Annotated in this window: 21 protein-coding genes, 2 tRNA genes and 1 other RNA gene; 16 read left to right on the top strand and 8 right to left on the bottom strand. The window is 68.3% G+C overall.

Translation table 11 applies throughout. The annotated features are described in order from the left end of the window. Positions 1-1,277 (bottom strand): zinc-dependent metalloprotease (locus ACFOWZ_RS28840; protein WP_382377047.1); only part of this gene is annotated, 1,277 nt, incomplete at its 3' end. A 44-nt stretch (positions 1,278-1,321) separates the two neighbouring features. On the opposite strand from ACFOWZ_RS28840, the gene ACFOWZ_RS28835 reads away from it, so the two are divergent. Then, positions 1,322-2,401, top strand: a complete 1,080-nt coding sequence (locus ACFOWZ_RS28835; protein WP_382377046.1) for a YlbL family protein — start codon at positions 1,322-1,324, stop codon at positions 2,399-2,401. Between the two features lie 439 nt (positions 2,402-2,840). Here the strand turns inward: ACFOWZ_RS28835 and ACFOWZ_RS28830 are convergent, their stop codons facing one another. Next, positions 2,841-3,380, bottom strand: a complete 540-nt coding sequence (locus ACFOWZ_RS28830; RefSeq protein ID WP_382377045.1) for a PPA1309 family protein — start codon at positions 3,378-3,380, stop codon at positions 2,841-2,843. Between the two features lie 118 nt (positions 3,381-3,498). Between ACFOWZ_RS28830 and ACFOWZ_RS28825 the strand changes: the two genes are divergently transcribed. The 3 genes from ACFOWZ_RS28825 (at position 3,499) to ACFOWZ_RS28815 (ending at position 6,996) form a co-directional block, all read left to right on the top strand. Beyond that, on the top strand, positions 3,499-6,477 hold the full coding sequence (locus ACFOWZ_RS28825; RefSeq protein WP_382377069.1) for a UPF0182 family protein: 2,979 nt from the start codon (positions 3,499-3,501) through the stop codon (positions 6,475-6,477). Between the two features lie 53 nt (positions 6,478-6,530). After that, positions 6,531-6,604, top strand: a tRNA-Met gene (locus ACFOWZ_RS28820). Between the two features lie 318 nt (positions 6,605-6,922). Next, positions 6,923-6,996 (top strand) — tRNA-Met (locus ACFOWZ_RS28815). An 81-nt stretch (positions 6,997-7,077) separates the two neighbouring features. On the opposite strand, the gene ACFOWZ_RS28810 is transcribed toward ACFOWZ_RS28815, so the two are convergent. Further along, the gene (locus tag ACFOWZ_RS28810; RefSeq protein WP_030470381.1) at positions 7,078-7,278 is read right to left on the bottom strand and encodes a hypothetical protein; all 201 of its coding nucleotides are present in this window, start codon (positions 7,276-7,278) and stop codon (positions 7,078-7,080) included. A gap of 388 nt (positions 7,279-7,666) precedes the next feature. Here ACFOWZ_RS28810 and ACFOWZ_RS28805 point away from each other — a divergent pair, with 388 nt between their 5' ends. The 7 genes from ACFOWZ_RS28805 to ACFOWZ_RS28775 all read left to right on the top strand — a co-directional run bounded on the left by ACFOWZ_RS28805 (position 7,667) and on the right by ACFOWZ_RS28775 (position 12,946). Next, entirely contained in the window at positions 7,667-8,167 is a 501-nt protein-coding gene (locus ACFOWZ_RS28805; protein WP_030470382.1) for a PadR family transcriptional regulator, read from the top strand. A gap of 60 nt (positions 8,168-8,227) precedes the next feature. Then, a complete protein-coding gene (prfB, locus tag ACFOWZ_RS28800; RefSeq protein ID WP_030470383.1) occupies positions 8,228-9,328 on the top strand; it encodes a peptide chain release factor 2 in 1,101 nt (366 codons plus the stop codon). After that, positions 9,304-9,738, top strand: a complete 435-nt coding sequence (locus ACFOWZ_RS28795) for a hypothetical protein (protein WP_382377044.1) — start codon at positions 9,304-9,306, stop codon at positions 9,736-9,738. Before prfB ends, ACFOWZ_RS28795 begins: the two co-directional genes overlap by 25 nt. Before the next feature lie 163 nt (positions 9,739-9,901). After that, a complete protein-coding gene (gene ftsE / locus ACFOWZ_RS28790; protein ID WP_030470385.1) occupies positions 9,902-10,591 on the top strand; it encodes a cell division ATP-binding protein FtsE in 690 nt (229 codons plus the stop codon). 40 nt (positions 10,592-10,631) lie between these two features. Beyond that, the gene (gene ftsX, locus ACFOWZ_RS28785; protein WP_030470386.1) at positions 10,632-11,534 is read left to right on the top strand and encodes a permease-like cell division protein FtsX; all 903 of its coding nucleotides are present in this window, start codon (positions 10,632-10,634) and stop codon (positions 11,532-11,534) included. 30 nt (positions 11,535-11,564) lie between these two features. Next, the gene (gene smpB, locus ACFOWZ_RS28780; protein ID WP_030470387.1) at positions 11,565-12,041 is read left to right on the top strand and encodes an SsrA-binding protein SmpB; all 477 of its coding nucleotides are present in this window, start codon (positions 11,565-11,567) and stop codon (positions 12,039-12,041) included. A gap of 107 nt (positions 12,042-12,148) precedes the next feature. After that, a complete protein-coding gene (locus tag ACFOWZ_RS28775; RefSeq protein WP_382377043.1) occupies positions 12,149-12,946 on the top strand; it encodes an amidohydrolase family protein in 798 nt (265 codons plus the stop codon). Here ACFOWZ_RS28775 and ACFOWZ_RS28770 read toward each other — a convergent pair. Both ACFOWZ_RS28770 and ACFOWZ_RS28765 read right to left on the bottom strand, forming a co-directional pair. After that, positions 12,931-13,572: a response regulator transcription factor gene (locus ACFOWZ_RS28770; protein WP_382377041.1), complete on the bottom strand. Its 642-nt coding sequence runs from the start codon at positions 13,570-13,572 to the stop codon at positions 12,931-12,933. The two genes, ACFOWZ_RS28775 and ACFOWZ_RS28770, sit on opposite strands and share 16 nt — an antisense overlap. Continuing rightward, positions 13,560-14,798, bottom strand: a complete 1,239-nt coding sequence (locus tag ACFOWZ_RS28765) for a sensor histidine kinase (protein WP_382377040.1) — start codon at positions 14,796-14,798, stop codon at positions 13,560-13,562. The genes ACFOWZ_RS28770 and ACFOWZ_RS28765 overlap by 13 nt, the downstream gene beginning before the upstream one ends. A gap of 121 nt (positions 14,799-14,919) precedes the next feature. On the opposite strand from ACFOWZ_RS28765, the gene ssrA reads away from it, so the two are divergent. Then, positions 14,920-15,292, top strand: a transfer-messenger RNA (tmRNA) gene (ssrA, locus tag ACFOWZ_RS28760). Between the two features lie 173 nt (positions 15,293-15,465). Here ssrA and ACFOWZ_RS28755 read toward each other — a convergent pair. Then, positions 15,466-16,380 carry a saccharopine dehydrogenase NADP-binding domain-containing protein gene (locus tag ACFOWZ_RS28755; protein WP_382377039.1) on the bottom strand — a complete coding sequence of 305 codons (915 nt, stop codon included), beginning with the start codon at positions 16,378-16,380 and terminating at the stop codon, positions 15,466-15,468. A gap of 53 nt (positions 16,381-16,433) precedes the next feature. Between ACFOWZ_RS28755 and ACFOWZ_RS28750 the strand changes: the two genes are divergently transcribed. Genes ACFOWZ_RS28750 through menC form a run of 4 tightly spaced genes read left to right on the top strand, consistent with a single transcriptional unit; the run spans position 16,434 to position 20,616 of the window. Next, positions 16,434-17,381 (top strand): GlxA family transcriptional regulator, encoded by a 948-nt coding sequence (locus ACFOWZ_RS28750; RefSeq protein ID WP_449280286.1) that lies wholly within the window; start codon positions 16,434-16,436, stop codon positions 17,379-17,381. 25 nt (positions 17,382-17,406) lie between these two features. Next, the gene (locus ACFOWZ_RS28745; RefSeq protein WP_382377037.1) at positions 17,407-18,819 is read left to right on the top strand and encodes an amino acid permease; all 1,413 of its coding nucleotides are present in this window, start codon (positions 17,407-17,409) and stop codon (positions 18,817-18,819) included. After that, a complete protein-coding gene (locus ACFOWZ_RS28740) occupies positions 18,809-19,516 on the top strand; it encodes a hypothetical protein (RefSeq protein ID WP_382377036.1) in 708 nt (235 codons plus the stop codon). Before ACFOWZ_RS28745 ends, ACFOWZ_RS28740 begins: the two co-directional genes overlap by 11 nt. Beyond that, positions 19,513-20,616 carry an o-succinylbenzoate synthase gene (gene menC, locus ACFOWZ_RS28735; protein WP_382377035.1) on the top strand — a complete coding sequence of 368 codons (1,104 nt, stop codon included), beginning with the start codon at positions 19,513-19,515 and terminating at the stop codon, positions 20,614-20,616. Before ACFOWZ_RS28740 ends, menC begins: the two co-directional genes overlap by 4 nt. Here the strand turns inward: menC and ACFOWZ_RS28730 are convergent. Both ACFOWZ_RS28730 and ACFOWZ_RS28725 read right to left on the bottom strand, forming a co-directional pair. Further along, positions 20,601-21,203 carry an HD domain-containing protein gene (locus ACFOWZ_RS28730; RefSeq protein WP_382377034.1) on the bottom strand — a complete coding sequence of 201 codons (603 nt, stop codon included), beginning with the start codon at positions 21,201-21,203 and terminating at the stop codon, positions 20,601-20,603. The genes menC and ACFOWZ_RS28730 overlap by 16 nt on opposite strands. Continuing rightward, positions 21,200-22,282 (bottom strand): macrolide family glycosyltransferase, encoded by a 1,083-nt coding sequence (locus ACFOWZ_RS28725; RefSeq protein ID WP_382377033.1) that lies wholly within the window; start codon positions 22,280-22,282, stop codon positions 21,200-21,202. The genes ACFOWZ_RS28730 and ACFOWZ_RS28725 overlap by 4 nt, the downstream gene beginning before the upstream one ends. Positions 22,283-22,321 lie beyond the last annotated feature (39 nt).

Here is a 22,321-nt window from a genome sequence, read left to right as displayed (position 1 = left end):
TTGCCCTCGGCTTCGCGCATGGTGCGTTCGAGCTCGGCGATCGGGTCCTCGAGGGCCTTGCGGGTGTTGGCAAGGCGCTCGGCGAACTCCAGCGGGTCGTCGAGGTCCTCGGCGGTCGGGATGAGCTCGGCGTGGTCCCACACGCTGTCGCGCACCTCCACGCCGTGCTGGTCGCCGATGAGCTTCCACAGGGCGGAGGCGGCGCGCAGGCGGCGGGGACGCAGTTCGAGGCCGACCAGGGTCGCGAACGTCTGCTCGGCCGGGCCACCGGAGGCGCGGCGGCGGCGCAGCGTCTCGCGCAGGGCCGCGGAGCCTGGGAGGCGGTCGGCCACGGCCGCGTCGACGACGACGTCGACCCAGCCCTCGACCAGGGCCAGCAGGGTCTCCAGGCGGTTCAGCGCCGCCTTCTGCTCCGGGGTGGTCTGCGGTTCGAGCAGGCCCGAACCCATGGCCTCCTCGATGGAGGCCGGGTTCGACGGGTCGATCTGGCCGGCGAGCTGCTCCAGGGCCGACGTGTCGACCTTGATGCCCTTGGCGAACTCCTCGACGGTGTCGAGCAGGCGCTGCCGCAGCCACGGCACGTGCGTGAAGAGGCGCTGGTGCGCGGCCTCGCGGGCGGCGAGGAACACCATCACCTCGGAGGCGGGGCGCTCCAGGCCCTCGGTGAACTTCTCGATGTTCGCGGGCAGCAGAGCCGCCGTGCCCTCGGGGCCGAGCGGCAGGCCGACGTCGGTCGAGGTGAGGACCTCGGAGCCGAGCTGCGCCAGCGCGTTGCCCAGCTGCGACCCGAAGGCCATGCCGCCCATCTGCCCGAGCATCGACAGCAGCGGACCGGCCGCCTGCTTCGCCTCGGCGGGCATCGCCTCGACCCACGCGCCGGACATGCGCTGCGCGACCGGGTCGCACAGGCGTTGCCAGGTGGGGATGGTGCGCTCGATCCAGTCGCGGGCGGTCCACGCCTGCGTGGTGCGGGTGCCCGCGGGCAGTGACGTGACCGGGTCGAGCCACATCTCGGCCAGGTGCACGGCGTCGGTGACCGCGCTCGACTGGTCGGCGGCGAACCCGATGGTGGTCGCCGTCGAGGACAGCTGCTGGAACGCGATCTGCTTGGCGAGGTCGTAGTTCACCGGCCCGCTCGACGTCCCCGCGCTGCTCAGCATCGCGCCCAGCTGGCTCAGCATGTTGCCCAGCTGGCTGAAGTCGAACGGGTTGTCTCCCGGCTTCCCGCTCTTGTCGTCGGGGTCGTGCGGGCTGAACCCGAACGGCACGTCACTCATGCCTCTACCGTACGCGGATCCACATGGTCGTACGCTGTTCAGCCGTGAGTGAAACCGTCACGACCGCACCCGCTCCCGCGCCCCCGCCGAGGGAGCGCGGACTGACCCGCCGGACGTGGACGCTGATCGTCAGCTTCCTCGTGGTGGCGGCACTCGGACTGCTCGGCGGTTTCGCCAGAGTCCCGTACGTCGCGCTGGGCCCCGGCCCGACCTACGACGTGCTCGGCAAGGTCAAGGACACCGACGTGGTCGCGGTGGACGGCCAGAACACGTTCCCCACCGGCGGAACACTGCGCATGACGACGGTCTCGCTCACCGACGACGTGTCCCTCTTCGGCGCGCTCGGCCTGTGGCTGTCGGGCCGCTACGCCCTCGCGCCGCGCGAGGAGTTCTTCAAGCCCGGCGAGTCGGAGGAGGAGGTGCAGAAGAACAACGAGCTCGCGTTCAGCGAGTCCCAGACGGCCGCGGAGGTCGCGGCACTGCACTACCTCGGCTATCCCGGCAAGGTGATCGCCAACCAGGTGACCAAGGGCAGCCCCGCGGACAACGTCATCCCGCTCGGCGCCCGCATCATCTCGGTCAACGGCAAGCAGGTGCAGAGCGCCGCCGACGTCAGCACCGCCCTGGAGAACACCAAGCCCGGCGACCGCATCGAGGTGGCCTTCGAGAAGGACGGCACCTCGAAGTCGACCCAGATCACCCTCGCCGCCCGCGACGACGGCCGCACGGCCGGCTTCATCGGCATCTCGCCGGTGGACCGGGCCGACGTGCCGTTCAAAATCAAGATCAGCCTCTCCGACGTCGGCGGCCCGTCGGCGGGCCTGATCTTCGCGCTCGGCATCGTCGACAAGCTGACGCCCGGCGAGCTCAACGGCGGCAAGGCCGTCGCGGGCACCGGCGAGATCACCGGCGACGGCACGGTGAAGCCCATCGGCGGCATCGCGTTCAAGATGGTCGCCGCGAAGGAGGCGGGCGCGACGGCGTTCCTCGTACCGTCGGCCAACTGCACGGACGCGAAGCAGCAGGCACCCGAGGGGCTCAAGCTGATCAAGGTCGAGAACCTGAAGGACGCGGTGTCGTCGCTGGAGGCGCTCAACTCCGGCAAGGAGACGCCGGGCTGCTGACCAGGCACGACGTTTTTTGTCGGTGCCGGCTGGGAGAATTGGAAGCAGGGGACCCCCTGGGAGGGGACCCCTGCTTTGGCTTGTTCAACCCTGGGGCCTGTCGGGTCGCGTGGGCCGGAGTTGTTCCACTTGCCCGCCGCGACGATCGGGATCGAGGGTCGTGGTGACGTTGGGCGGGGTTCGCGCCGACTCGGAGCACGGTTTGCGATGACGTGGAGCTGTCCGCGACGACCCCGCGCAGGGTCCGCGACGACAAGGGAGCCAGGATCCGCAACGACCCCGTGCAAGGCTCCCACCGACCAGGATCCAGGTCCGCGAAGACCTGGATCGGCACCCCGCACCACCCACCGCTGTCCGCCCACCGCGAACACCAGGCAACGAGTTCACCACCCCGGCGCGATCGGGTGCCGGGGTTGTGCCAGCCTGAGGGGTGTGAGGACTAGGGGCGCAGCGTGGCGAGCAGGGCGTCGGTGAGGTTGGGCGCCAGCTCTGGGTGCTCGACGACCTCCTCCGGCACCTCGACGGTGCCGCGCAGCCGCAGCACGCACGAGACGGAGCCGTCGCGCAGCACCGCCGCGACCAGGCGGGCCTCGCGGCGCGCCGGGTGTTCCGCGGCGAACCTGCGGGCTGCCTCGTCGTCCAGCTCGCCGTGGCTCAGCTCGGTTTCCGCCTCCGGGGGCAGCACCACGATCTCCTGGGCCAGGGCGCACCCCGTCACGGCCGGGGGCCACTCGATGCCCGCCAGCGCGTCGCCCAGGTCGCCTTCCAGCGCGTCCTGGGCGATCGGGGTCAGCGGGCTCGACTCCGGGTCGAGCTGCGCCCGCAGCTCCGGTTGCTGGGCGATCAGGTCTGACGTGGCCACGAGGGCGAAGAGTTGTGGTGGCTGCTCCCAGCCGCCTGCCGCTACGAACTCCTCTACCTCGCGGGCGACCGTCGGGAGGATGACCGCTGGCGTTTCACTCGCTGACACGCGTGTCATCGTAAGACTGCGGACTTCACGGGAACCCAGGGCGTCGTCCGTAGAGTTGGACTAAACGTACGTATTGAAATTCCGCGATCCAGGAGCGTGCCTCGTGGCCACACGGCCTCCAGTCGGACTGCCGAAACTGTCCCGACGCAGCCGAATCCTGCTCATCGTCGGTGTTGTGCTCCTGTTCGGTCTCATCACGGGATCGCGGCTGCTCGACACCTACGTGAACTGGCTGTGGTTCGGCGAGGTGAATTTCCGCAACGTCTACAGCACAGTTCTGCTCACCCGCCTGGGGCTGTTCGTGGCCGTCGGGGCGGTGGTCGGCGGCATCGTCGCGCTCAACCTGTACCTCGCGTACCGGTCGCGACCGGTGTTCGTCCCGGTCTCCGGGCCCGACGACCCGGTGGCGCGCTACCGCACGGTCGTGATGCGGCGGATGCGGTTGTTCGCGATCGGCATCCCGCTGTTCGTCGCGTTGATCGCGGGCGCGTCGGCCCAGCAGAACTGGCAGGAGATCCAGCTCTTCCTCAACGGCCAGCCGTTCGGGGTGACCGATCCGCAGTTCGGGCACGACATCGGCTTCTACGCGTTCGAGCTGCCGTTCTACGAGTGGCTGCTGTCGTGGCTGTTCATCACGGTCGCGGTGTCGTTCATCGGCGCCGTGATCGCGCACTACCTGTTCGGCGGCATCCGGCTGGCCGGTCGCGGCGGTCAGCTCTCCGGGCCCGCGCGGCTGCACCTGGCGCTGGTCGCCGGCACGTTCGTGCTGCTGAAGGCGGTCGCGTACTTCTTCGACCGGTACGAGCTGCTGCTGCACGAGAACGAGAAGTTCGTCGGCGCCAGCTACACCGACCTCAACGCGGTGCTGCCCGCCAAGCTGATCCTGCTGTGCATCGCGGTGTTCTGCGCGGTCGCGTTCTTCGCGGGCGCGTTCATGCGCAACGTGCAGCTGCCCGCCATCGCGACCGTTCTGCTGGTGCTGTCGAGCGTGCTCGTCGGTGCCGCGTGGCCCGCGGTGCTGGAGCAGTTCTCGGTCAAGCCGAACGCCATCCAGAAGGAAGCCACGTCCATCACCCGCAACATCGCGGCGACACGGCAGTCGTTCGGGCTGACCGAGGACAAGGTCTCCACCAAGCCCTACGAGGGCAAGCAGACCGTCAGCAACGACCAGATCAAGACCAACGACCAGGCGACGCTCGGCAACATCCGACTGCTCGACCCGGCCGTGCTGTCGCGCACCTTCACGCAGTTCACGCAGCTGCGGCCGTTCTACGGGTTCCCGAACAAGCTCGACGTCGACCGGTACACAGTGGACGGAAAGCTGCGCGACTACATCGTCGCGGTCCGCGAGCTCAAGCTCGACAGCCTGCCGCAGGGTCAGCGCGACTGGATCAACCAGCACCTCATCTACACGCACGGCAACGGTTTCGTGTACGCCGAGGCGAACAAGGTGAACGCGGTCGCCGACCAGACCAACGGCGGTTACCCGGAATTCAAGACCGGTGAGGTCAAGCCGAACGGCGACGTCGGCAACGAGCCGAACGGCATCAAGGTCGACCAGCCGCGCACGTACTACGGCGAGCTGTTCGGCATGAACGACTACTCGATCGTGGGCGGTCGTCCGGAGGGTTCGGCGGCGGAGTACGACACGGACTCCAAGTCCTACACCTACACCGGTGCCGGCGGCGTCCCGATCGGCAGCCTGTTCAACAAGCTCGCGTTCGCCGCGTACTACGGCGAGCGGAACATCCTGTTCAACCAGTCGATCGCGGACGACTCGAAGATCCTGTTCAAGCGCACGCCGCGCGACCGCGTGCAGGCCGTGGCGCCGTGGCTGACCGTGGACAGCGACCCGTACCCGGCCGTCGTCAACGGCCGCATCACGTGGATCGTCGACGGCTACACCACGCTCGACAACTACCCGTACGCGCAGCGCACGCAGCTCGGTGACGCGACGAACGACTCGCTCACCGCGGACGGTGTGGTGATCTCGCAGGTCAACAAGCCCGTCAACTACATCCGCAACTCGGTCAAGGCCACTGTGGACGCCTACGACGGCTCGGTGAACCTGTACGCGATCGACGACAAGGACCCGGTCCTCAAGGCGTGGATGGGCGTCTTCCCGGGCACGGTGAAGCCGGGCAGCGACATCTCCAACGAGCTGCGCCAGCACTTCCGCTACCCCGAGGACCTGTTCAAGGTGCAGCGGCAGATCCTGTCGAAGTACCACGTCTCGTCGCCGTCGGACTTCTACTCCGGCGTGTCCTACTGGTCGCCGGCGCAGGACCCGACGATCGACAACGTGACCACGGCCGACGCCCAGCGCGACGCGGCGAGCAAGCGCAGGGACGCCCAGCCGCCGTTCTACGTCCTCGCCGGCGACCCGAGCGACGCGAGCAAGGTCCGCTTCCAGCTGACCAGCCCGCTCGTGCGTGAGAACCGGGAGTTCATGGCGGCCTACGTCTCCGTGGGATCCGACCCGGACAACTACGGCAAGATCAGCGTGCTCCAGCTCAACACCGACGCCAAGGGCCCGCAGCAGATCCAGACGCAGTTCCTCACGTCGGACAACGTCAGCCGCGAGCTCAACCTGCTGGCACAGCAGAAGACGACGGTCGTCTACGGCAACCTGCTCACACTGCCGGTGGGTGGCGCGCTGCTCTACGTCGAACCCGTCTACATCGAGCGAGCGTCCAACAACACCTCGTATCCGCAGCTGTCGAAGGTCCTCGTCTGGTACGGCGACCGGGTCGGGTACGCGTCCACGTTGAACGAGGCGCTGGACCAGGTGCTGAGCGGTGCCGGTGCGGTCGTGCCGCCGCCGAGCAACAACAACGGCAACGGCCAGACCTCGACGACGCCGTCGACGCCGGCGCCCACCAACGGGGTGCTGAGCCCCGAGCTGCAGAAGGCGATCAACGACATCGACGCGGCACTCGCGGACGTTCGCAAGGCGCAGCAGGACGGCAACTTCGCCGAGCTCGGCCAGGCGTACTCACGTCTGGACGACGCGACGAAGAGGTTCAAGCAGTACAACACCGGTGCCGCGGCGCCGCCGGCGACGGGCCAGTCGTCGGTTGTGCCGAGCCCCACACCGTCGGGCTGACCTGACGATTTGCATTTAGCGCTCCACCCCGCGTAAGGTTCTATTCATACCGACGCGGGGTGGAGCAGCTCGGTAGCTCGCTGGGCTCATAACCCAGAGGTCGCAGGTTCAAATCCTGTCCCCGCTACAAAGTGGGAAAGCCCTGTCTGCGGAGATCGCAGACAGGGCTTTTTCGCATTTCACATTGGGGGCGGAGCCCCCAAACCCCACCCTGGGGGCAAGCCCCCAGACCCCCGGCCGCCTTGCCTTCGGCTTCGGCAGGCCCTGTCCGGCGGGTCGGCTTTCCGGGTCGGCTTTCCCGCTGGGCCTTGCGGGCCGGCTTTCCTGCTCGGTCGCCCTCTTGCTGGGCGTGACCTGCGGGAACTGGGGTTGGAGGGGGTGGTGAAAATGGGGTTTTGCGGGGGTGTATAGTTCTCCTTACAACAGCAAGACAAGCTAGAAGCGGCGCGGGGTGGAGCAGCTCGGTAGCTCGCTGGGCTCATAACCCAGAGGTCGCAGGTTCAAATCCTGTCCCCGCTACTAGACAGAAGGCCGGAGCCATCAGGCTCCGGCCTTCTGCTTATTCCCGATCACGTGACCTGCCGCGACCGCTGAGGCCTTTCAGGTCATGTTCTCCGCCCAGTACTGGGCGCACAGCATGCTCGAGCAGATCCGGCCCTCTCCGTTGACGGTGCGGTGCTTGCGGATCTGTTTGCCGCACACCATGCACTCGTCCTTGCCTGCCTGCTCCGGGATGCCTCCGGTCATCCACGCCACCGTGTGCGCCGCCACCTTCTTGTGGTCCAGCCACTTGATGTTCATCGTCCCCGACCTCCGTGGGTCTCGCTCGGCCTGCCTGGCAATGATCATTTTCCCGGTTGGACGGCTCTGGGAAAGGGGTGCGCGCCGACATCACCAGGTCGTGCGACGACGCCCCACGTCCGTCCATTCGGGTGGCTTCGGCCGGTGAGAGTCGTACCGCCGATCGAGTGAGATCGAGGGACTTTCGTTTGTGCGAAAGGCTTTTTCCATCCGGGATGGACACGGACGGTCAAGCGGCCAAACGCGTGAGGCGCGAAAACTGCCGCTTACTCAGCGAGACTTTTCGTTGCTCCGCATGGCCCATCAGACTAGCCCGGTGATCAGCCACTGTGGACAGAACGGCTGACCATTGTGGACAGCTTCCCCCAGACGTGGGAACGTTGTCGTTGTGTCAGACCTGAATGCGACCGCAGCCGCCCTGCTCGGGCTGCTGCACGACGGACCCAAGACCGGTGGCCAGTTGGTGGCGGAGGCAGGAGACCGCTTCGGCGCGTTCTTCAGCGTGACCCGCAGCCAGGTGTACCGCGAGCTGCCCGCGCTGGCCGATCAGGGCCTGCTGCGACTCGGCAAGCAAGGACCGCGGTCAAGCCAGCAGTACGTGCTCACCGCGGCGGGCAAGAAGGCCTTCAAGAACTGGCTGCTGTCCGAGCCCGGCCCGGACCACCTGCGCAGCCCGCTCATCCTGCGCCTCGTGCACGCCGGCTCCCTGACCGCGAAGCAGCGCGAGTCGCTGATCACGACCGCGCGGTCGACGTACGGCCAGGAGCAGGAGAGCGCGAAGAGCGCGGCGAAGACGGCGGAGGACCCCTACGCCAAGGCGGTGGCCGAGTTCGGCCTCGCTCACGCGAAGGCCGTTCTCAAGCTGCTGGACGCGATTCCGACGGCCTGAAAGAGACCGCCAGCGAGCACCGGTCGCGAACGGTGACCGGTGCTGGCGTAATCTTTTGCCGTGAACCCGGACGTCGAAGCAGACATCAAGGACCTCTCCGCCACGCTCTCGAGCATCGAGGCGGTGATGGATCTCGATGCGTTGCGCGCCGCGGTCGCGGACCTGGAGGAGCAGGCGGCCAAGCCCGACCTCTGGAACGACCAGGAGAAGGCGCAGCAGGTCACCAGCCAGCTCTCCCACAAGCAGGGCGAGCTGCGCCGGGTCACCGGCCTGCGCGAACGCCTGGACGACCTCCCGCTGCTCTACGAGCTCGCCGAGGAGGCCGACGACTCGGACGCGCTGGCCGACGCCGACAACGACCGGGCGAAGCTGCGCGAGGAGATCGCGTCGCTCGAGGTCCGCACGCTGCTGTCCGGTGAGTACGACGAGCGCAACGCGCTGGTCACCATCCGCGCGGAGGCCGGCGGCGTCGACGCCGCGGACTTCGCGGAGATGCTGCTGCGCATGTACTCGCGCTGGGCCGAGCGCCACAACTACGGCATCGAGGTCTTCGACACCTCCTACGCGGAAGAAGCCGGCATCAAGTCCGCCACGTTCCGCGTCACCGCGCCGTACGCCTACGGCACGCTGAGCGTCGAGCAGGGCACGCACCGTCTCGTGCGCATCTCGCCGTTCGACAACCAGGGCCGCCGCCAGACGTCGTTCGCCGGCGTCGAGGTCGTGCCCGTCGTCGAGCAGACCGACCACGTCGAGATCGACGAGAAGGACCTGCGCGTCGACGTCTACCGCTCGTCCGGCCCCGGCGGCCAGGGCGTCAACACGACCGACTCGGCGGTGCGCCTCACGCACATCCCGACCGGCATCGTGGTGTCCTGCCAGAACGAGCGCTCGCAGCTGCAGAACAAGGCCACGGCCATGAACGTCCTGCAGGCCAAGCTGCTCGAGCGCCGCCGGCAGGAGGAACAGGCGAAGATGGACGCGCTGAAGGACTCCGGTTCCAGCTGGGGCAACCAGATGCGCTCCTACGTGCTGCACCCGTACCAGATGGTCAAGGACCTGCGGAACAACCACGAGGTCGGCAACCCGTCGGCGGTGCTGGACGGGGAGATCGACGACTTCCTGGAGGCGGGCATCCGGTGGCGGAAGCAGTCCCAGGCCTAGCGGTCACGACGCCGAAAGAGTTCCTGACCTGCTGTTTCGAGGCGGCGCGGCGCACGGACGGCGAAGTCGGGAACTGGTGGCAGCCGTTCGACACCTACCACGTCGTCGCGATCACCTACCGCGATCAGCGAGGCACGATCGCGGTGCTGTGGGCGGAGATGGGCGATCTGGCGCTGTCCAGGTCGCCCGAGCCGCTGCCGCCGGTCGAGTTCGTCGACGACGTGGCGCTCATGGGCGTGTTCGCCGGGCTGTCGAGCCACTACCGGGTCTGGCGGAAGGACGAGCTGGAACGGCCGTTCGACCCGGCGCTCTGGCCGCACCTCGACCCCGACGTCGTGCGCCACTACCGCCCGCAACGGGTCGGCGACGCACTCTTCAACCACTGGGAAACACAGCTGTTCGGCTGCTGAGTCGAAGAGCACGTCCGGTCTCCCGGAGTGGTCCGAACGTGCTCCTTTTTCAACCCGTTGTGCCAGGTCGACCACGCCGTGTGGGGGGTCAGGACCGCCTTTCCGGGGTCGGAAGTTAACCGGAACGGGGGCTTTACCCCGGCCATGGGTAGACTCGCGCCTCGTGATTCGTCTCGAACACGTTTCCAAGGTCTACAAGACCTCCACGCGTCCCGCGCTCGACGACGTGTCCGTCGAGATGGAAAAGGGTGAGTTCGTCTTCCTGATCGGGCCCTCCGGGTCCGGCAAGTCGACGTTCCTGCGCCTGCTGCTGCGCGAAGAGGTGCCGACCAGGGGACGCGTCTACGTGTCCAACTTCGACGTCGCCAAGATGTCGCGGCGCAGGGTCCCCCGTCTGCGTCAGTCCATCGGCTGCGTGTTCCAGGACTTCCGCCTTCTGCCCACGAAGACGGTCGCCGAGAACGTCGCGTTCGCCCTGGAGGTCATCGGCAAGCCTCGCAACACCATCGTCAAGGTGGTGCCCGAGGTGCTGCAGCTGGTTGGCCTCGACGGCAAGGAGGACCGGTTCCCGACCGAGCTGTCCGGTGGTGAGCAGCAGCGCGTCGCGATCGCCCGTGCGTTCGTGAACCGCCCGCTGGTGCTGATCGCCGACGAGCCGACCGGAAACCTGGACCCCGACACGAGCCAGGACATCATGTTGCTGCTGGAGCGGATCAACCGCACCGGCACGACCGTCATCATGGCCACCCACGACCACGGCATCGTCGACTCGATGCGCCGCCGCGTCGTGGAGCTGTCGTACGGCAAGGTCGTCCGCGATGACGCGCGCGGTGTTTACGGCGTTGGCCGCTGAGCACTCCTAGATCCCCGACCCCCAAGGAACCCCGCCCCCGATGCGTACCAGCTTCGTGTTCAGCGAGGTCATCACCGGACTTCGCCGGAACGTCACGATGACGATCGCGATGATCCTCACGACCGCCATCTCGCTCGGGCTGCTCGGCGGTGGCCTGCTCGTCGTCCGCATGGTCGACAAGATGCAGGCCAACTACGCGGGCAAGCTCGAGGTCTCCGTGCTGCTGACCAACGACGTCAGCGCCAACGACAAGGACTGCACGCAGCAGCCCTGCGCGGGTCTGCGTTCCCAGCTCGAGCAGACCTCCGGCGTCGAGACCGTGGTGTTCCAGAACCGCGACGAGGGCTTCGAGCGCTTCAAGAAGATCTTCGAAGCGCAGCCCGAGCTCCTCAAGCTCGCGCGGCCCGAGGCCATTCCTGCGACGTTCCGCGTCAAGCTGGAGGACCCGGAACGCACCGACGTGATCAAGCAGGCCTTCGAGGGCAAGCCCGGTGTGAAGGGCGTCGACGACCAGGGCAAGTTCCTGGACCGGTTCTTCGAGGGCCTCAACGGCCTGCGCGACGTCGCCCTGATCCTCGCGCTCATCCAGGCGTTCGCCGCGTTGCTGCTCATCTCGAACACCATCCAGGTGTCGGCGTTCACCCGCCGCGTCGAGGTCGGCATCATGCGCCTGGTCGGCGCGACCCGGTGGTACACGCAGCTGCCGTTCCTCATCGAGGCGGTCGTCGCGGGCATCATCGGCTCGGTCACCGCGGTCGCCGGCCTGGTGCTGTTCAAGGCGTTCTTCCTCGACCGGATCACCAGGAACCTCACGGAGTCGGGCATCATCCCGCCCACGGGGTACCTGGACATCCTGATCGTGTCGCCGTGGCTGTTCCTCGTCGCGATCGTCATCTCGGCCACGACGGGCTACGTCACTCTGCGGCTCTACGTGCGGCTTTAACGGTTTTACCGACCACGTAGAGTTGTCGCCATGGTCAAGGAACGCGGGCAGAAGGTCATCGCGTCGAACCGCAAGGCTCGGCACGACTGGACCATTCTCGACACCTACGAGGCCGGCATTCAGCTCGTCGGCACCGAGGTGAAGAGCCTGCGCATGGGACGGGCGTCCCTCGTGGACGCCTTCGCCCAGGTCGACGACGGCGAGATCTGGCTGCACGCGCTGCACATCCCGGAGTACGTCGCGGGGACTTGGACGAACCACGAGGTCCGGCGCAAGCGCAAGCTCTTGCTGCACAAGGCGGAGATCGAACGGCTGATCGGCAAGACCAAGGAGTCCGGTCTGTCGCTGATCCCGCTGCAGATGTACTTCAAGGACGGCTACGTCAAGGTCGAGATCGCCCTCGCGAAGGGCAAGAAGGCCTACGACAAGCGGCAGGACATCGCGAAGCGCGACGCCAACCGCGAGATCGCCAAGGCGCACGGACGGGCCCTGAAGGGCCGCTACTGATGGCACTGGTGGACATCCATGTCCACTCGCTCGGGTAGAGGTGTGTCCGCGGAAAGCGCGGACCACGCCTCGCTCAGTGTCTTGCGGGGACACCCCGCACCCCGGGAATGCCTCAGAACGTCCTCGACAAGGTCTGGGCGTACTTCGACCGCGTGCGCGAATCCGGTGTCGACTGGTTCATCCAGTACCGCACAGACGAGAACGCCCGGCTCACCGCACTGCGGGAGCTGGGCGTCGTCGCGTTCGCACCTCTGGTCTACCCGCACCGGCCGGGCATGGCGGAGTGGCTGAACGAGTGGGCGGCCGACTTCGCCGTGCGCGTCCCGGAGGCTGTGCCGACGGGCACCTTCTACGCGGAGCCGGGTGCCGAGGCGTACGTGCGCAAGGCACTGGAGACCGGTGCGCGGTGCTTCAAGTCGCACGTCCAGGTCGGCGGCTACGACCCGCGCGACGAGCTGCTGGACGGCGTCTGGGGCCAGCTCGCGGAGGCCGGTGTGCCGGTCGTCGTGCACTGCGGCGACGGGCCGATCCCAGGTGAGTTCACCGGTCTCGGCGTCTTCGAAGGGGTGCTGCGCAGGCACCCGGCGATGACCGCGGTGATCGCGCACGCCGGGATGCCGGACTACTCGGGCGCGTTGGACCTGGTGGAGCGCTACCGGAACGTGCACGTCGACACGACCATGGTGGGCGTGGCGTTCACCGAGCGGATGGTGCCGCTGCCCGTCGGCTGGACGTCCAGGATCGCCGGGCTCGCGGACAGGGTCGTGCTGGGCAGCGACTTCCCGAACATCCCGTACCCGTACGAGGTTCAGCTCGACGCCATCAGGTCGTGGGGCCTGGACGCCGCGGCCGAACAGGCGGTTCTGCACGACAACGGCGTCCGTCTGCTTCAGCTGTCCAGGTAGGCCAGGACGGCCCGCACGCGGCGGTGCTCCGAGTTCGACGGTTCCAGGCCGAGCTTCGCGAAGATGTTGCCGACGTGCTTCTCCACGGCGCCGTCGGACACCACGAGCGTCGCGGCGATGGCGGTGTTGGACAGTCCCTGTGCCATCAGCCCGAGCACCTCGCGTTCGCGGGGCGTCAACGAGTCGACGGGGCTCTTCCTGCTGCGCACCATGAGCTGCGTGATCACCTCGTGGTCGATGCTCGTGCCGCCGTCGGCGACCCGCCGCACCGCGTCGACGAACTCCTTCACGTCCGCGACCCGTTCCTTGAGCAAATAACCGACCCCGCTCGCACCGCCCGCGAGGAGCTCCACGGCGTAGCGCTCCTCCACGTACTGCGACAGCACCAGCACAGGCAGCCCCGGATAGCGCCGTCGGCACTCGATGGCGGCGCGCAGGCCCTCGTCCGTGAACGTCGGCGGCATCCGCACGTCCACCACGCACAGGTCCGGCTTGTGCTCGGTCACGGCGTCGAGCAGCCCGTCGCCGTTCTCCACGGCCGCAACGGTTTCGATGCCCTCGTCGGCGAGCAGCCGCTGCACGCCCTCCCTCAGCAGCACCGAGTCCTCGGCGATCACCACGCGCACGGCAACTCCGCTCGAATCACGGTCGGCCCACCAACGGGGCTGACGACGACAACCACACCGTCGATCGTGGCGGCCCGGTCGGCCAGGCCGGCGAGACCGCCGCCCGGCTTCAGCTCGGCGCCGCCCTGACCGTTGTCGGTGACCTCGACCAGCACCCCGGTCTCCACCCTGTTGACCCGCACGGTCGCCTTGGTGCCGTTGGAGTGCTTGGTGATGTTCGTGAGCGCCTCGCCGACGGTGAAGTACGCGGCGCTCTCCACCGCTGTCGGCGGGCGCGGGTCCACGTCGACCTGGAGGTCGACCTCGATCGGCACGCGCGCGGCCAGCGCGGACAGCGCCGCGTCGAGTCCGCGGTCGCCCAGCACGGACGGGTAGATCCCGCGCGCCAGGTCGCGCAGCTCCTTGATGGCGAGCTTCGCGTCCGCGTGCGCCTCCGCGATGAGCGCGGCCGCCGCCTCCGGATCGGAATCCATTTTGGACTTCGCGCGGCCCAGCCCCATCGCCACCGCCACGAGCCGCTGCTGTGCGCCGTCGTGCAGGTCGCGTTCGATGCGCCGGCGCTCCGCCTCGGCCGCCTCGACCCCGCGGGCACGACTCGACTGCAGCCGCTCGGCCTCGACGGCCAGCTGGTCGGCGCGCGTCGGCCCCAGCATGGCGCGCGCGAGCCCGCCGTGCAGCGCACCCATCCACCGCGTGCCCCACAGCGCGAACGGGATCAGCGCCAGCCCGACCGCCGCGACCGGCAGCGCCGAGTAGAACGAGTTGATCGTCCAGACCTCGCCCACGACCACGGCGAACGGCGCGTCGCTGATCCAGAACGGCACGGCGGCCAGCGCCCCCACGACCGTCCACATCGCGATCAGCGCGGAGAACTCGACCGCACCCACCGGCACGGCCAGCGCGAGGTAACCGAGGTCACGCCAGGTGGCCGGGTCCGTGAACTGTTGCTTCCACTTCTGCCACACCGACCCCTGGACGCTCTCGCGGTACGGGCTGGGGATGTCCGTGCGCAACGCGACCCGAACCCACGACCGCTCGATCGATGCCCCCGCGCGCCCGGCGTTCATCGCGAGCCACAGGATCGGCAGACCGACCCACAGAACGGATGTCGCGAACCCGACCACGGTCAGCACGAGGGTGAGGGTGAACCAGAAGAGGCCGGTCACCAGGTGGGTCAGCAGGTAGAACCCGGCTGCGAGCGCGTTCGGTTTCCTCATGACGTCCATGTTGTAGTTCTTGCTGGTCAGAGACCATGTGGCTAGCTATGCGGTCCGGGGTGGGGACAGCCCTACCTGCCTCGGGAAGAACTCGGTGGCCGTCATCGTTATGCTATGCGTACCACTACAAGGGGGTGAACGGTTTCGACTGTGGACGTTGATTCAGGGGAAGCGTGCCGGTGCAGGCGAGAGACCACCGCAAGCGTCATCGCAAACCAATAAGCGCCACGTCTAACGACAAGCGCGCGTTCGCTCTCGCCGCCTGAGGCGAGTAGCAACGCTGTCGGCCTAGGAGTGCCTTCGGCCTAGTTTCCGGCATCAGCTAGAGGGCTTACCAGCAGTCCCGGTCGCGGGGACTGTTCGGGAAACTCACAGCGACTGGGCCTGTCACATCAGCTCGTTCGCGTGACTGATGGGGTCAAGCAGAGGCAGAGCGAACTGCGCACGGAGAAGCCCTGATGAGCCGCCACAGGACCCGGGTTCGATTCCCGGCACCTCCACTCGGCCGAACGCTGCTCGGTGGCCCTTTGGGCCACCTTCGCCGGCTCGTTCCGCGTGTTTTCTGGGGGCCAAGCCCCCAGACCCCAGCCGGGGGCTCCGCCCCCAGACCCCAGCCGGGGGCTCCGCCCCCGGACCCCCGGCCGCCTCGTTGCTTCGCAACGTTGGCGGGCATCCTTCATTGCAGGGTGATGTGCGGTTCTAGGGACTTCAGGAAGTCTGTCGGGTCGAACATTGCGCCTGCTGAGGCGACGCCGGTGGCGTTGAAGCGGCCGGTTAGCAGGCGTTCTGTTGCCTCTACGGCCAGTGGGGCGCTCACGGCGTAGATGTCACGGCCGGCGACGGTCAGGCGGCGTTCTTCGGTGCCTCGGCGGACGCGCACGTCCACCTCGAACGTTTCGGGCTCCTGGCGTGCCTGGGCGTCGTGCAGGCCCTGGGCCGCGGTGGCCGACATGTACGAGGTCACCGACGGGATCGCGAGGTGGCTCGGCACCGTGACGACGTCGGCCATCGAGAACTCGGCGATCACCGGGCGCGGGCCGCTCGGGAAGTCCCACTCCAGCGTCGGCGGGGTGTCGTCGTGGTACTGGAGCTCGCCGTCGCGGAAGCGGACGCGCTGGCCGTTCCTGCGGTCGCGGGAGACGGCGCCGGCGGCGAGCGTGCCAGGGGTGGGCTGCCAGCCGCTCAGGCCGTAGGCGATGTGGGCGGAGTCCGCGTCGGTCCAGTCACCCATCGCGGCCGTGACCAGCAGGTCCGCCAGGCCGCCGAAGAACGCCATCGCGGGCACCACGGGCACCGAGGCGCCGCGGGCGACGGTGTCGGCGTTCGCCTCGATCTCGGCCGCCACGTCGACGTACGGGATGCCCGCGCGCTCGGCCGCGGAGATCAGCGGAGCCGCCGTCACCGCGAACGGGCCGGCGGTGTTGATCACTGCGGCGGCACCTTCCAGTGCGCGGTCGAGAGCCTCGGGGTCGTCGGCCGTTGCCTGCGCACGCCCGAAGGGGAGCGGCTCGAAGCCACGCTTTTCCAGTTCTGCCAACACGAAACGCCCGGTGGTACCTGAAGCGCCGTAGACCGCGATCTTGTGTCCCATGCGAATCATTCAACTGGGGGAGACGAGAACGAACTAGTGTCCGGAACGACGCGATGCGTACAATTTCGGACATGCTTGCGTTCGCCGTGACCCACGGGATGCTGCACTTCGAGCTGACCGCCACCTACGAGATCTTCACCGCGCCTCAGCTCGACTACGACGTCAAGGTCTGCGGCAACGGGCCGGTGCGCGTCGGCCGGTTCACGCTCGAGCCGGACCTGCCGCTCGACCAGCTCGGCCGCGCGGACACGGTGATCGTGCCCGCCATCGCGGACGTGGACGAGCCGATCGACTTGGAGCTCGTCCAAGCCGTGCGGGCCGCCCACGACGCGGGCGCGCGGATCGTGTCGTTGTGCACGGGCGCGTTCGTGCTGGCCGAGGCGGGGCTGCTCGACGGGCTCAGGGCGACGACGCACTGGGCGCACACCGACGTGCTGGCGCAGCGGTATCCGCGCGTGGAGGTCGACCCGGACGTGCTGTACGTCGACAACGGCCAGGTGATGACGAGCGCGGGCAAGGCGGCGGCGATCGACCTCAGCCTGTACCTGATCCGCGCTGACCACGGCACCGCCACGGCCAACACGGCGGCCAGGAGGCTCGTCGTGTCACCGCACCGGGACGGCGGGCAGGCCCAGTTCGTGCTCGCGCCCGTGCCGTCCGACGAAGGTCACCCGCTCACGGAACTGTTCGGCTGGGCGCTCACCCGGCTCGACCAGGCGCTGACGGTCGAGGACCTGGCGCGGCAGGCGAACATGAGCTCGCGCCACCTCGCCCGGCTCTTCAAGGCCGTGACGGGCACCACGCCGTTGCAGTGGCTGCACACCCAGCGGATCAGGCGCGCCCAGGAGCTGCTGGAGATGACGGACGACAGCGTCGACCTGATCGCGGAGGTCTCCGGGATGGGCACCGCCACGACGTTGCGCAGGCACTTCCACCGGACGGTCGGTGTGCCACCGGACACGTACCGCCGCACGTTCCGCCCGGTTGGTGGCCGCCAATAACTGACTCACCGGTTAGGTTGTCCGGATGAGCAACGAACAGCGCGTCGGGGCGCGAGTGTTGCGGCGCAAGCCGATCGACCAGCTGACTCACCCTGGCAGCGAGATGAAGCGCACCATGGGCGTCGGCCACCTCACGATGATCAGCATCGGCGCCACGCTCGGCACCGGCATCTTCGTCGTGCTGGGGCAGGCGGTGCCGCTCGCCGGTCCCGCCGTCGTGGTGTCGTTCGTGCTGGCAGGCATCACCGCGTTGTTCTCCGCGCTGTCCTACGCCGAACTGGCGGGCCTCATTCCGGCGTCGGGCTCCTCGTACTCCTACACCTACGCCACGCTCGGCGAGATCGTCGCGTGGGTGTGCGGCTGGTGTCTGGTGCTGGAGTACGGCGTCTCGGTCGCGGCGGTTGCGGTCGGGTGGGGCCAGTACGTCAACGAGCTGCTGGATCTGGTGACAGGGCTGCGCATTCCCGACGTGCTGAGCCAGCCGCCCGGTGCGGGCGGGATCGTGAACGTCCCCGCCGTGCTGGTCGTGGTCATCTCGATGCTCGTGTTGCTGGGCGGTGCCAAGGGCAGCGCGCGCACGAACACGATCCTGGTGTGGGTGAAGGTCGGCGCGCTGCTGATGTTCTGCGCGGTCGCGTTCACCGCGTTCAAGGCCGGCAACCTGCAGCCGCTGTTCCCGCTCGGCCTGGCGGGCATGAGCGCCGGCGCGGCCACCTTGTTCTTCTCCTACATCGGATTCGACGCCGCGTCGACCGCCGGTGAGGAGGCGAAGAACCCGCAGCGCGACCTGCCGCGCGCGATCATCCTCTCCCTGGTCGTGATCACCGCGCTGTACTGCGCGGTGGCCCTGGCCGCGGTCGGTGCCATGCCGTGGCAGACGTTCGAGGGCACCGAGGCCGCGCTGAGCCGGGTGCTGACCGACAACGTGAGCGGCGCGATCTGGCCGATCCTGCTGTCCATCGGCGCTGTGGTCGCGACCACGTCCGTCGTGCTGACCGTCCTCTACGGACAGACGCGGATCCTTTACGCGATGTCCCGCGACGGACTCGTGCCGTCGATCTTCGCGAAGCTCAGCCCGAAGACCGGTGTGCCGTTCGTGAACACGGTCGTCGTCGGCCTGTTCATCGCGGTGCTCGCCGCGCTGGTGCCGCTGGGTTCGCTGGCCGACGCGACCAGCATCGGCACTCTGTTCGCGTTCGCGCTGGTCAACATCGCGGTGATCATCCTGCGCCGCACCGAGCCGGACCGCCAGCGCACCTTCCGGGTGCCGTTCTCACCGGTCACGCCGTTGCTGGGACTCGGTTTCTGCGTCTACATGATGTTCAGTCTCGGGCTGGACACGTGGATCGCGTTCCTGGCGTGGATGGTCCTGGGGTTCGTCATCTACTTCGGGTACAGCGTGAGGAAGGCCCGCCTTGCGGTTCCGAGTGATTTCTGACGTTCCCGGCATCGCTCGCGTCGCCGCCTACTACGCCGAGGTCTGGGAGACGACCCAGGACGTCCTGTCGACGGAGACGTTGCACTGCATCCGGCACGCGGGCGGCGCGACGATCGGAGCCTTCGACGGTGACGAGCTGGTCGGCGCCACGACCGGGCTCTTCTGCCCGGACGGGTCGGTGTACTCGATGATCGCGGCGGCGCGGTCCGGCGTCGGGCACCCGTTGAAGCTCGCGCAGAAGGACTGGGCGGTCGAGCTCGGCGCCAGGTCGATGCGGTGGACCTACGATCCTCTGGTGGCGCGCAACGCCCGGTTCAACCTGGTCAAGCTCGGCGCCGTCGCCGTCGAGTACACAGTGGACTTCTACGGGCCGATGCGTGACGGCGTGAACGACGGTGACGAGAGCGACCGGCTGACCGTGCGGTGGGATCTCACCGGTGCCCGCGAGCCGCGCGAGTCGTTGCCCGCCGGTGAGGTCGTTCGTACTGCGCCAGACGGAGAACCGTTGGCGCGCACGGACGGCGAGCGGATCTGGTGCCGGGTGCCGCACGACGTCGTGCGGGTGCGCAAGGAGTCCGCGGAGCTCGCCCGGCAGTGGCGCGAGGCGGTGCGCGGCGTGTTCGTCGAGGCCTGCGCGCAGGGCTACGTGGCGACGTCGATGTCCCGTGACGGCTGGTACGGGTTGGAGCGTCTGTGAAGATCGAACGGGTAGAGCTGCTGCACGTCGCGATTCCGCTGGTGTCGCCGTTTCGCACGTCGTTCGGGACGATGACGACGAAGGACACGTTCCTGCTGCGCGTGGTCACGGACTCCGCCGAGGGCTGGTCGGAGTTCGCCGCCGACCCGGAACCGTTGTACTGCTCGGAGTTCGTCGGCGCCGCGGAGCTCGTGCTGTCCCAGCACCTCGTGCCGCGGGTGACGCCCGAAGTCACCGCCGCAGAGGTTGGCCGTAGAACCGAGGCGGTCAAGGGCCACAAGCTCGCCAAGGCCGCGCTGGAGACCGCGGTCCTGGACGCCGAGCTGCGGTCGTACGGGATGTCGATCGGGACGTACCTGGGCGCCACGGCCGATCGCGTGCCCGCGGGGGTGTCGGTCGGGATCAAGAACTCGATCCCCGAGCTGCTCGCGGACGTCGAGGCCTATCTCGCCGAGGGCTACGCCAGGATCAAGCTCAAGATCGAGCCGGGCTGGGACGTCGAACCGGTGCGAGCCGTGCGTGAACGGTTCGGGGACGTGCTGCTGCAGGTCGACGCGAACACCGCGTACACGCTGGCGGACGCGGAACACCTGCGCCGCCTCGACGAGTTCGGTCTTCTGCTGATGGAACAGCCGTTGGCGGAGGACGACATCCGCGGCCATTCGCTGCTCGCGCAACGGATCCGCACGCCGATCTGTCTCGACGAGTCGATCACCTCCGCCAAGGACGCGGCGACGGCGATCGCGCTGGACGCGTGCCGGGTCATCAACATCAAGCCCGCGCGCGTCGGCGGGTACCTGGAGGCGCGGCGGATCCACGACGTCGCGGTCGCGCACGGGATTCCGGTGTGGTGCGGCGGAATGCTCGAGACCGGCATCGGGCGCGGGCCGAACCTCGCGCTGGCGGCGTTGCCCGGATTCGTGCTGCCGGGCGACGTTTCGGCGTCGCGCCGGTACTTCGCGGAGGACGTCACCGAGCCGTTCGAGCTGAAGGACGGTGTCATGCACGTGCCGACGGGGCCGGGCATCGGTGTCGAGCCGATTCGGGAGACGTTGCGGCGCTTCACCACCGCGACCCGAGTGCTCTACTCCAGCGACTGAAGTTCACGCGCGAGGTTCATCCGCGCGGTGGCGTCCCACAGCTGCCGTGCGGGTTCGGTCACGAACAGGACCTCGCGGTCCAGCAAGGTCTTCAGCACCCTGGCGCGTCCGAAGCGCCACGTGGCGTCGTCGTACTGCGCGTACTCCTGGCGCACCGCCCGGCTGTAGCGTTCGTACTGCTCCGGGTCCGAGCCGAGGATCGCGAGGTCGGCGTCGAGCAGCACGTGCGCGAGCGGATCGTCGGACGAGTGCGTGATCGTGGCTAGAACCAGCGACTCCACCCGCGCGACGTGCTCTTCTTCCAGCCCTGCCAGGTGTTCCCGCGCCCACGCCGCCGACGCGCGTTCGTCGTCGCCCGGTTTGCCGTCGTAGATCACGTCGTGGGCGCAGGCGGCGAGCGTCAGGATCGCGCGTTCCTCCGCGGTGAACGCGAACGCGTCGGCCAGCTTCGCCGAGTCACGCACGACGCACGCCACGTGAACGGCGTTGTGGTACGCCCGATGCGGTTCGGCGTAGCGCTCGACGAGATCGCCTGCGTCCGGTGTGCCGCCGAGCGTGCGGACCGCGTCGTCCCAGAACCGTCTCACCGCGCGAGCTCCTCCTCGACGACGTCCGCCGCGGCCGTGCCGCCGCCTGCACGCTGAATCATCCGCTGCATGTCCTTCACCCGTGCGGCGATCGAGGAATCCGACGTCAGCTGGTCGACCAGCGAGCGCACGCTCTCCTCGGTCACGGCGTCGAGCAGCACGCCGAGCCCGAGCTCCTCGACGCGCTGGCCGTTGAACCGCTGGTCGGTCATGCGCGGGACGACGATCATGGGAACGCCGTGGTGCAGCGCCTCCATCACGCCGCTGATGCCGCCGCGGGTGATGAACACGCTCGCGTGCCTCAACACGGCGAGCTGCGGCACCTCGTCGTGCACCTCGACGTTCGGCGCCCAGGTGCGGATCTTGCCTTTGGTGACGAGGTGCCACGGCATTCCGCGCGCCGCGTCGGCGCAGATCTGCGTGCCGGTCGTCGCGAGCACCACCGGCTTTCCGTTCGGTGGCTGCCAAGTGCCCTGGAACGTCCGCTCGGTCAGAGCGGGCCCGGCGAAGACGAACCGCTCGTCGAACGTGTCGCCCTCGGGCTGGAACTCCCTGGGGAACAAGGCGATCCGGCGCTGGGCGCCCGCGACGAACTCGGGCAGTGAGCAGCCGACGAAGTCCTGGACGTTGGTGAAGAACCTGATCGCCTCGCGGTCGAACGTCCGCGCCGGCAGGACCGCGGCGCCGAGCGACCAGTGCGCGTTGCTGGTCAGAAAGCTGTCCAGCAGGAGGTGTGGCACGCCGAGCCTGCGGGCGATCACCCCGCCCGCCCAGGCCGCGATGTCCCACAGCACGATGTCGGGGCGGTCGTCTCGGAACCTGCCCTCCAGCTGCGGCAACGCCGACTCCGCCTCGGTGAGCGCGAGCCGTGCCGCGTCGTAGAGCGACTCGGGCAGCTCGGCCGGAAGCGTCGTGGTGCAGGGGATCGCGTTCGCGCCGCTCTCGGTGACGGCCGCGGCGAACTGGGCGGGGACCGGGCAGCTCACGCGGTGACCGCGACGCACGAGCTCGGCGATCATCCCGAGCACGGGCAGGACGTGTCCGCGCTCGGGCATGAGGAAGATCGCGATGTGCGCCATAGACAACAATAACGTTGTTCGATTCCTAATGGTTCAAGG

It is taken from the genome of Lentzea rhizosphaerae (assembly GCF_042649515.1).
GTDB lineage: Bacteria > Actinomycetota > Actinomycetes > Mycobacteriales > Pseudonocardiaceae > Lentzea > Lentzea aerocolonigenes.
Note: the sequence above shows the minus strand (reverse complement) of the source record. Positions and strands in the feature narration are given on the sequence as shown.